The 9,897-nt window shown below is 39.5% G+C and carries 9 protein-coding genes; 8 read left to right on the top strand and 1 reads right to left on the bottom strand.

Going from position 1 to position 9,897, the window contains the following annotated elements; genetic code table 11:
* Window positions 1–259: 259 nt before the first annotated feature.
* The gene (pepT, locus tag ACESZG_RS17455; RefSeq protein ID WP_373218834.1) at window positions 260–1,477 is read right to left on the bottom strand and encodes a peptidase T; all 1,218 of its coding nucleotides are present in this window, start codon (window positions 1,475–1,477) and stop codon (window positions 260–262) included.
* A gap of 487 nt (window positions 1,478–1,964) precedes the next feature.
* Here pepT and hflK point away from each other — a divergent pair, with 487 nt between their 5' ends.
* The 8 genes from hflK to ACESZG_RS17415 all read left to right on the top strand — a co-directional run bounded on the left by hflK (window position 1,965) and on the right by ACESZG_RS17415 (window position 9,824).
* Entirely contained in the window at window positions 1,965–2,987 is a 1,023-nt protein-coding gene (gene hflK, locus ACESZG_RS17450; RefSeq protein ID WP_373218832.1) for an FtsH protease activity modulator HflK, read from the top strand.
* 87 nt (window positions 2,988–3,074) lie between these two features.
* A complete protein-coding gene (hflC, locus tag ACESZG_RS17445; RefSeq protein ID WP_008705809.1) occupies window positions 3,075–3,941 on the top strand; it encodes a protease modulator HflC in 867 nt (288 codons plus the stop codon).
* A gap of 157 nt (window positions 3,942–4,098) precedes the next feature.
* On the top strand, window positions 4,099–4,452 hold the full coding sequence (locus ACESZG_RS17440) for a nucleotidyltransferase domain-containing protein (protein ID WP_008705807.1): 354 nt from the start codon (window positions 4,099–4,101) through the stop codon (window positions 4,450–4,452).
* On the top strand, window positions 4,443–4,877 hold the full coding sequence (locus tag ACESZG_RS17435; protein WP_055153900.1) for a HEPN domain-containing protein: 435 nt from the start codon (window positions 4,443–4,445) through the stop codon (window positions 4,875–4,877). The genes ACESZG_RS17440 and ACESZG_RS17435 overlap by 10 nt, the downstream gene beginning before the upstream one ends.
* A 432-nt stretch (window positions 4,878–5,309) precedes the next feature.
* Entirely contained in the window at window positions 5,310–6,467 is a 1,158-nt protein-coding gene (locus tag ACESZG_RS17430) for an FprA family A-type flavoprotein (protein WP_373218829.1), read from the top strand.
* 120 nt (window positions 6,468–6,587) lie between these two features.
* The gene (locus ACESZG_RS17425) at window positions 6,588–7,094 is read left to right on the top strand and encodes an HD domain-containing protein (protein ID WP_118408820.1); all 507 of its coding nucleotides are present in this window, start codon (window positions 6,588–6,590) and stop codon (window positions 7,092–7,094) included.
* Window positions 7,095–7,412: 318 nt separating this feature from the next.
* The gene (locus ACESZG_RS17420) at window positions 7,413–8,009 is read left to right on the top strand and encodes an RNA polymerase sigma factor (protein ID WP_022380865.1); all 597 of its coding nucleotides are present in this window, start codon (window positions 7,413–7,415) and stop codon (window positions 8,007–8,009) included.
* 60 nt (window positions 8,010–8,069) lie between these two features.
* Window positions 8,070–9,824 carry a DUF4179 domain-containing protein gene (locus ACESZG_RS17415; RefSeq protein ID WP_373218826.1) on the top strand — a complete coding sequence of 585 codons (1,755 nt, stop codon included), beginning with the start codon at window positions 8,070–8,072 and terminating at the stop codon, window positions 9,822–9,824.
* The last annotated feature ends 73 nt before the right edge of the window (window positions 9,825–9,897 follow it).

Genomic DNA, 9,897 nt, shown 5'->3' with positions numbered 1-9,897 from the left:
ACACATGGAGCTGACTGTTACTAATCGGGTGAGGGCTTGACCAAGAATCGCAGGAAGAATGAATCTCAAGGAAATGTTAGCATGTATGTAGTTTTGAAGATACAATGAGAAACCAGCTAACTACTAGCTGGTTTTTTTGTATGTAAAAATATAAAAAATATTCCGAGTTTATAGATCCCCTTGTTGTTACGTTAATCGAAAAATTATTTAAGATTAATTTAGCGGTTAAAATAACAACAAGGGGATATTGTAATCGAAATTATTTATAAAATAATTCGATAATCTTTAATCCTACATCTACAGCAATATCCATTCCTTCAACAGTAATGTGTTCATAAGGTCCATGATAAGCATGCCCTCCTGTTCCGAGATTCGGGCATGGGAGTCCCATAAAGCTCAACTGGGCACCGTCTGTGCCTCCGCGGATCGGGGTGATAAGCGGCGGGATATTGCATTCTTTGCATGCTGCAGTTGCATGCTCGATCAGTTCCATGCAGGTGTCGATGATTTCTTTCATATTTCGGTACTGTTCTGTGATGGTAAGTGAGACAGTTCCTTTTCCCCATTTTTCATTTAAAATTTTAGTGATGTGTTTCATAGTTTTCTTACGGACATCAAAAGTAGTTGCATTGTGGTCACGAATGATATATTCGAGAGCAGTGTGTGAGACATCTCCCTTTATGGAATAGAGATGGAAAAATCCTTCATAGCCTTCCGTATCTCTTGGTGTGTCAGCGGAAGGGAGCATGGAATTGAACTCCATGGCAACAAGTGCTGCGTTGACCATTGTATTTTTAGAAGAACCCGGGTGTACGTTTACACCGGTAAATTCTACTACTGCTCTGGCAGCATTAAAGTTTTCATACTGGATTTCACCTTCTGTATCACCATCAAGTGTATAAGCAAAATCCGCTCCGAATTTTTTTACATTAAAATGGGCTGGTCCCATTCCTATTTCTTCGTCAGGGGTAAATGCAATGCAGAGAGGACCATGCGGAATAGTATTGTCATTGAGGTGTTCAATTATTGTCATGATCTCGGCAATTCCGGCTTTGTCATCTGCACCGAGGATGGTGGTTCCATCGGAAGTAATGAGAGTTCTGTCTTTTAATGTGGAGAGATGAGGGAACATTTTCGGGGAGAGAACTCTGCCGCTGGTTCCAAGTGCAAGGTCTTTGCCGTCATAATTCGGAGTGATAACCGGAGTAACCAGATGATCGCAGAAATCAGATACTGTATCCATGTGAGCAATAAAGCCCAGCTTTTGGCGGGATTCATAGCCCCTGGTTGCCGGAATATGTCCATAGACATAGCAATGTTCATCTACATCGGCATCTTTCACACCCAGTTCCTTTAATTCCTGAACCAGCAGTCTGGCAAGGTCAAACTGATACTGTGTGGATGGGGAAGTACCGGTTTCTTCACTGCTTGGAGTGAATACTTTTACATAAGATAATAGGCGTTCGTATGCTTTCATGAAAAACCTCCTGAGACCGAATTATTTGAAAAAGTTTCGGCTTTAATATAATAAGTATGTTACTGTTCACTCCATTCTCAGTAACGTAGCCCAAATTTATTCCAGATTGCCTGTGGCAATGGAATTTTGGTTTGTATGTCTCGGGATAGTGGTGTGTGAACAGTAACATAAGTATAACATGTGACTGAGATTACGTAAAAATATTTCTTGCATTTTGTAAATAGTTATGATATGATGCTGCTCAAAGAAAAGGGAGTAGCGGCCATCGTTATGAAGAACTGGACTTGTTTTTCCTATAAATGGTACATAAATGCGTCAGAACGGCAGATTAAGAATGCCCGCATTATGATATAATCGGCAAGACTTTTGTTTTAGACATTAAGAGAAGAGCTCATGTTATGTCTGAAATGAAAGTCTTTTTCTTTTCTTCAGAAATTTTTAGAAGCAAAAAATTTAATTATGTCAAATGGTGAAACGGAGGAGAAAAGTGAACGAAAAAGTAAATCCATTTAAAAAATTACAGAAATCGGGAAAACATGTGAAACGTATTGTAATAGGAGCTGCAGGGTTGGTGATTATTGCAGGGCTTGCAGGAGATGCTACCTATCAGATCCAGGAGCAGGAACAGGCAGTATTGACAACTTTCGGAGTGCCGAAGGCAGTGGCAGAAACAGGACTGCATTTTAAGATTCCTTTTATACAGAAAGTACAGAAAGTAAATACAACAATCCAGGGATTTCCTATTGGATATAGTATGGGAGATAATTCGGTGGTTGAGAATGAGGGCATTATGATTACCTCGGATTATAACTTTATTGATGTAGATTTCTTTGTTGAGTACAGAATTTTAGAACCGGTAAAATATCTTTATAATTCAGAGGAACCGGAAGATATTCTAAAAAATATTTCTCAAAGCTGTATCCGTACAGTAATCGCAAGTTATGATGTGGATGAAGTGCTTACCACCGGAAAAGGTGAGATCCAGAGTAAGATTAAAGAAATGATCCTGAAGCAGATGGAGGAACAGGATCTGGGGATTCAGCTTGTGAATATCACAATCCAGGATTCAGAACCGCCCACACAGGAGGTTATGAAAGCATTTAAAGCAGTAGAAACTGCCAAGCAGGGAAAAGAAACTGCTTTGAATAATGCCAATAAATACAGAAACGAAAAGCTTCCGGAGGCTGAGGCAGAAGCAGACCAGATCATTCAGGATGCTGAGGCGCAGAAACAGGTAAGGATTAATGAAGCAGAAGCTGAGGTTGCACGTTTTAATGCCATGTATGAGGAGTATGTTAAGAATCCGGAGATCACAAAGAAGCGTATGTTCTATGAGACAATGGAAGATGTGCTGCCGGGAATGAAGATTGTGATTGATAATGGAGATGGAGTGCAGAAGGTTCTGCCGCTAGATTCTTTTACAGGGAACAGTTCAGAGAATCCGGCAGAGACACTGAACACGGATCCTGCTCAGGACACACAAGATTTAAATGATTCTGAGAACGAATAAAGAAATGACAGAAAATATTTCATATAAAAAGTGTTTTGGTAAATGAAATACGAATGATAGAGATATAATTTTGGAGAGGACTAATTTATGAAAGGTAAGAAAATTGGAATATTAATTGGTGTGTCTGCAGTGGTTATAGCTGTTGGAGCGTCGGTAACAGTAACTCAGCAAAATGAATATAAGCTGATCCGTCAGTTTGGTAAGGTTGACAGGGTGATCAGCTCATCGGGAATCAGTTTTAAGATTCCGTTTATAGAGAGTACACAGTCATTGCCAAAGGAAACACTGCTGTATGATCTGGCAGCATCTGATGTAATTACAAAAGATAAGAAAACGATGATCAGCGACAGCTATGTTCTCTGGAAAATCAGCGACCCGCTTAAATTTGCACAGACATTAAACTCTTCTGTGGAAAGTGGTGAAAGCCGAATTAATACTGCTGTGTATAACGCCACTAAAAATGCGATCAGCAGTATGTCACAGGATCAGGTGATCACAAGCCGTGACGGAGAACTGTCTGATATGGTTATGGAGGCAATAGGAACAAACATGGATCAGTATGGAATTGAGCTTCTTAAATTCGAAACCAAGCAGCTGGATCTGCCGGATGATAATAAGGAAGCTGTGTATGAACGAATGATATCTGAACGAGATAATATTGCAGCGACTTACAAGGCAGAGGGAAACTCCGAAGCAAAGGTGATCCGAAATAAAACAGACAAAGAAGTAGCAATCCAGATTTCTGATGCAAAAAAACAGGCAGAGATCCTGGAGGCGGAGGGTGAACAGGAATATATGAAAATCCTTGCTCAGGCTTATGGAGAAGAGGACAGGAGTGAGTTTTATTCTTTTGTGAGAAGTCTGGATGCACTGAAGACATCTATGAAAGGTGAGGACAAAACAGTGATACTGTCTGCGGATTCGCCGATTGCACAGATCTTTGAAGGAAAATAAAAGAAAGTAACAATAATACACTCTAATTTTTCACCAGATAAATGGAAGATAGACATAGAAGATAAGGAATGTTATAATTTTTTTACAAAGAAATCCTGAAGCAGAAAATGTAAGCATAATCTGGAAATAATATACAGAGAAAACGGAGGAATAGAAAATGCTGACATGTATCAGATCAAAACGGCAGAGAGATGCAGCGGAGTATGCTTTACGAACTATTCAGTCATCATGCATAAGGCCTTATATTAAGACAATATATCTGTATGGCAGTTGTGCACGGGGAGAAGAGAAATATAGCAGTGATGTTGATTTGTTTCTGGAACTGTCAGAGTCATTCCGCTCCCGGCCGGAACTTAAAAAATATCTTTATCTTCTAAAATCAGAAGTATCCTCTGAGGAATTGGATGATGCAGAAACGGATCTGAAAATTGTAGTTGGCGATGACTGGAAAAGGAACAAAATGCTGTATTATACAAATGTGCGAAAGGAAGGAATTCAGATATGGCCTTGAACAGTTATTTTGATTTTGCAGAAAATGATTTTCAATATTTTAAAGCCTCTTATGATGCGGGGATAGTTGCAAATATGATGGGTGCCATGGCGCAGGGAATATGCGAAAAATATATGAAGCATCTGATCTCAGAATACTATAAACCGGATGATGCTATACAACAGAAAGATTTTGAAAATATTTTGCGTACACATAGTCTGAACAGATTGATGAAATTTCTAAAAGGAAATATGGGAGCAGAGTTTTCAAAAAATACGCAGACACATATGAGAATGATAGATGGTTTTTATTTTTCAACCAGATATCCTGGTGACGATAGCATAGAGATAGATGGTGATGATGTGGAAACCTGTAATGATGCGATAGAATTGTGCAGAAAAGAAGTTTTAGAGTTAGAACGAAAGTTAAAAAAGGATGAGGTATAAACAGAAATCACGTTACGTAATACAGAAAATCTACTATGAATATCGTTGATACTGTATTTGAAATGAAAGACGGCAAGATCTCATGAGCCTGATCTCAGAGAATAGAAAAGAGGCTGTTGCACTAATTGCTTATGCAGTGTGACAGCCTTGTGTATTGTGAACTGAAAATTTGTTACTGAAATGTAAGAAATAAATTTTTAACAACCGTAGCAAGAATTCCCTCACCTCTATAGGTGATGGGATGAATTGCACATTCGAGCATATCTGACTTAAGTTTCGAGCATATCTGCTCAAATTCATAAAAAATTTTAGAGATAAAATGAAACTTGACGAACGATATGAATGTGGATATAATAGGTTCAGAAATAAAAAAATTGGAATTTTTAACCGGATTTGACCGGCCCTGATATTGCTAAGGAGGAACATGTTATCATGAAAATCGGAAATGATATTTATTATGTAGGTGTAAATGATCATCAGATAGATCTGTTTGAAGGTCAGTATGTAGTGCCAAACGGTATGTCCTATAACTCATATGTGATCATGGATGAAAAGATCGCAGTTATGGATACTGTAGATGCTAATTTCAAAGATGAATGGCTTGAAAATGTAGCCAGAGTCCTGGACGGTGCGAAACCGGATTATCTGGTAGTACAGCATATGGAGCCGGATCATGCCGCAAATATCGAGAACTTCATGAAAGCATATCCTGACACAATCGTAGTTGCAAATACCAAGACCTTCACTATGATGGGAAATTTCTTCAGAAACCTGAATCTGGACGGAAAGAAACTGGTGGTTGCAAACGGTGACAGCCTGACACTTGGAAAACATGTGCTGACTTTCGTATTTGCACCAATGGTTCACTGGCCGGAGGTTATGGTTACATATGACAGTACTGATAAGGTTCTGTTCTCAGCAGACGGTTTCGGTAAATTCGGAGCACTTGACGTAGAAGAAGACTGGGACTGCGAAGCTCGCCGTTACTATATCGGAATCGTTGGAAAATACGGTGCACAGGTTCAGAAGCTTCTGAAAGCTGCCGCAACTCTGGATATCCAGACAATCTGTCCGCTTCATGGTCCAATCCTCACAGAGAACTTGGGACATTACCTTGAGAAATATGATATCTGGTCCTCCTACAAAGTAGAGAGCGAAGGTGTTGTGATCGCCTATACATCTGTTTACGGAAACACAAAGAAAGCAGTAGAACTTCTGGCACAGAAACTGGAAGAAAAAGGTTGCCCGAAAGTAACTGTATTTGACCTTGCAAGAGATGACATGGCAAAAGCAGTGGAAGATGCTTTCCGTTACGGCAAACTGGTACTTGCCACAATTACATACAACGGAGATATTTTCCCGTTTATGCGTACCTACATAGAGAACCTTACAGAACGCAGCTACCAGAACCGTACCATCGGTCTCATCGAAAACGGAAGCTGGGCACCTGCAGCAGCAAGAATCATGCAGGGAATGTTTGAAAAGAGTAAAAATATCACATGGCTTGAAAATAATGTAAAGATCACTTCTTCCTTAAGCGAAGCAAACGAAGCAGAGATTGAGGCCATGGCAGAGGAACTCTGCAAATAATTGATAATTGTAAACAGCAGGATCGAAAGATTCTGCTGTTTTTCAGAATAAGATAAACCCGGTTACTGAGAACGGAGTGCACAAGTAAATAAACCCGTAAGAGAAAGGCAGGAACAAAGCATGACAGTAGCAGAAGTTGTAAGGAAAATGGTAGAGTATTCCAAGGGAGATCTTCATGACATCAACCATTTCATGAAAGTATACGCATATGCAAAAACAATCGCAGAGGGCGAAAATCTGTCACCGGAGCAGCAGAAGCTGGTGGAGGTTACTGCGGTTGTCCATGATATTGCCTGCCCTCTCTGCAGAGTAAAATACGGAAATGCCAACGGTAAACATCAGGAGGAAGAAAGTGCGGCACTGATAGAGGAATTTTTTGTAGATTCAGATCTGCCGAAAGAATTTGTAGATCGTGTTTCTTATATTGTAAGTCATCATCATACAATAACCGGAATCGACGGTATTGATTATCAGATCATGATAGAGGCAGATTATCTGGTAAATGCAGATGAGAGTAATTTTTCCGGAAACAATGTGAGAAACATGCTGGAAAAAGTATTCAAAACAGAGACAGGAAAATTCCTGCTCCAGTCTATGTATCAGAAGAGATTGAATGCTGAAGAATAAAAGGAAAACATTAAGAAAGATTATGAGTGATAAAAACCGGTGCAGAAATGTGCCGGTTTTTTTTGTGGGAAAATCCAGGGATTATAATTTGTTTGTATTACAATTATATGCGGACGAGAAGTTATAATAACTATAAAAATTCGGTACCTGAAAATTTATTTAAAAGATATGAAACTTTTCTCTATAATTCCCCATCTAATAAGTGTAAAACAAAACAACAAAGCTTCATTCGAATGAAACATATTTGTAAAAACATAAGAGCTACTGGACATGAAGTAAACAGTAACATATAAAACTCTAAGCAAGGAGGATCAGCATTTGATACAGTTGGTAAAACGTTCCATTTCAGGAGATGCGGATGCATTTCTGGAACTGATGGAAAAGAATTCTCTGGCAATGTACAAGGTGGCGCGGGGAATCCTGGATAATGATGAGGATGCCGCAGATGCCATGCAGGATACCATACTTACCTGCTTTGAAAAAATACATACACTGAAGAATCCGGAATATTTTAAAACCTGGATGATTCGTATTCTGATCAATGAATGCAATAAAATCCACAGACATTATAAAAACTTCAGCAGAGCCGAAGAACTTCCGGAAGTTCCCGGACAGGATATGTCCATTGAGGAATTTGAGTTCAAGGAAATGCTTGGAATGCTGGACGAATCCTACAGGATCATACTGGTTCTGTATTATGTAGAGGGATTTCGGATCGCAGACATTGCTTCTATATTAAATATGAATGAAAACACCGTAAAAACCAGACTGGTCAGAGCCCGTATGCAGCTAAAGCAGGAATATACTTCAGCAGAAGATAATATTCAGAAGAAGAGACTGCAGCAGAAAAAAAAGAAAAACAGAGAATTCACAGGTATAGCAGAAGGTTTGCAGAATATCAGAATGAAAATCTGAGAACAGGATCAGTAACAGCAGGAAACATAACAGTAAGTTCAAGAAAGGAATGAAGTGATCATGGCGAAGAAGTTGGATTTTGATAAAGAAAAGAATAACAGAAATGACAATGCGATAGAGGAAATCATGCAGGCAGAGTTTCCATTGCCAAAGCAGGCAGAAGATGCAAAAAACGAAGCATTTTCCAGAATCAGAGAAATGGCAGCAGCTTCTGGACATACGGAAAATACAGAGAATATGGTGCAAAGATTACAGGAGAAATCAACAGAAAAATCAACAGGAAGTTCCGGAAAGAAATCCACAGGAACAGCAAAATCGCACAAGAAATTCAAAACAGTATACAAAACAGCTTTGGGACTGACTGCAGCTGCAGCTGTATTTTCAACAGTATGTATCACAAATCCGGCATTTGCAGAGAACATCCCTCTGGTTGGAAATGTATTTAAGCAGCTCGGTAATTCCATGGGATTTTATGGCGATTATTCGAAATATGCAAAGCAGTTGACAGATTCTGCAGAAGATGCAGAGTTGGCAGATACTGATGAAAGTCAGGAGGACGGAGGTAATCCTCAAAGTGCTCAGGCTGAGGATCAGAATACAACAGAAAATAACAATGCAGATAAAACGAAAGACAATGAATCATACAGTAAAACAGTAGATGGAACAACTGTCACGCTTTCAGAAGTATACTGTAATGAAATGGCTCTGTACCTGTCCATGACAATCCATACAGAGGATAAATTTCCGGATACATTCATTACACCTGATGGAAAACCCAATATTAAGCTCAGCGAGAATTCTACAGTGAAATATGATTACATGGATGAAAAAAGTAATCTGTTCAATGCTTATCTGGATGGAAAAATGCTGGATGATAACACCTATGCAGGAGTTTTGCGTATTCCTGTAGAAGATATGACAGTGGATGATGCAGGATGGACAAAATTTTATGAGGTGCGTAACGCATTTTTCAAAGAAAAAGGGATTGATGTAGATTCTGAGGACTTTAGTTTTGATAAGCTAGCCCAGGCACTGGGAATGGATGAATACAGTGATGAGAAGCTTCCTCAGGTGGGAGGTCCGGCAATCAGCGATTATGTCAAAGACATCAAAGTACCTGACAGGTTTACCATGGAGCTGGATCTGAAAGATATTGTGGGCGCTCTTCCGGAGAATCAGGATACCACCCCGGATATCCCTCAGGATCTGCGGGATGAATATAATCAGAAAATGGAAGAGCATGGAATCAGCACAGACGATGCAGATTATGAGAGCCTGACAGAAGAGCAGAAGAATCTGGAGCATCAGTTTTTCACTGAGATGTGGAATGAGTATTATGAACGATATCCTGAGGCAAACGAAGGTGATAACAGATATAACTCATGGACACTAAAAGGTGACTGGAAGTTCAACGTAGATGTAGAGAAAAATACTTCCGATACGGTTGAAAAGGATGTAAATGTGGTAGATGAAAATGGAGATGGTGTTCTCTCCATTACGAAAACACCATTTGAGATCACTATGAAAATGCAGGATCCGGAAACAAAATATGTTGCTGTTATGCTGGATGCCAATGGAGATATACTGCCAGATGGCGGAGTGGCAAACGGTAATGCGGACACCTATGCAATACAGGACAGGGATGTTTCCACAGTATATATCTATCTTTGCGACTACTATGAGTATATGGACGAGCTGAAAGGCTACTACTGGTCCGATGACTACGAAGAAAAAGCAAAGACCAAGACCTTCAAACAGCTCCTGGATGAGCGGGCAGTTGCCGGTACAGAAGTACATTTTGATACAGATAAATAATGATAATAAGTTTCTTTTGGAACCTGATATCAAATGATAAAGTACAATAACTGAAACTGCATCTTCCTAATTT

The sequence above is a fragment of the Blautia sp. Marseille-P2398 genome, from assembly GCF_964240315.1.
GTDB classification, from domain to species: domain Bacteria; phylum Bacillota; class Clostridia; order Lachnospirales; family Lachnospiraceae; genus Blautia_A; species Blautia_A wexlerae.
Note: the sequence above shows the minus strand (reverse complement) of the source record. Positions and strands in the feature narration are given on the sequence as shown.

Coding starts and splice junctions, on each gene's coding strand:
- pepT (WP_373218834.1), bottom strand. CDS start 1,477: ATGAAAGCATACGAACGCCTATTATCTTATGTAAAAGTATTCACTCCA.
- hflC (WP_008705809.1), top strand. CDS start 3,075: ATGAAAGGTAAGAAAATTGGAATATTAATTGGTGTGTCTGCAGTGGTT.
- ACESZG_RS17440 (WP_008705807.1), top strand. CDS start 4,099: ATGCTGACATGTATCAGATCAAAACGGCAGAGAGATGCAGCGGAGTAT.
- ACESZG_RS17435 (WP_055153900.1), top strand. CDS start 4,443: ATGGCCTTGAACAGTTATTTTGATTTTGCAGAAAATGATTTTCAATAT.
- ACESZG_RS17430 (WP_373218829.1), top strand. CDS start 5,310: ATGAAAATCGGAAATGATATTTATTATGTAGGTGTAAATGATCATCAG.
- ACESZG_RS17425 (WP_118408820.1), top strand. CDS start 6,588: ATGACAGTAGCAGAAGTTGTAAGGAAAATGGTAGAGTATTCCAAGGGA.
- ACESZG_RS17415 (WP_373218826.1), top strand. CDS start 8,070: ATGGCGAAGAAGTTGGATTTTGATAAAGAAAAGAATAACAGAAATGAC.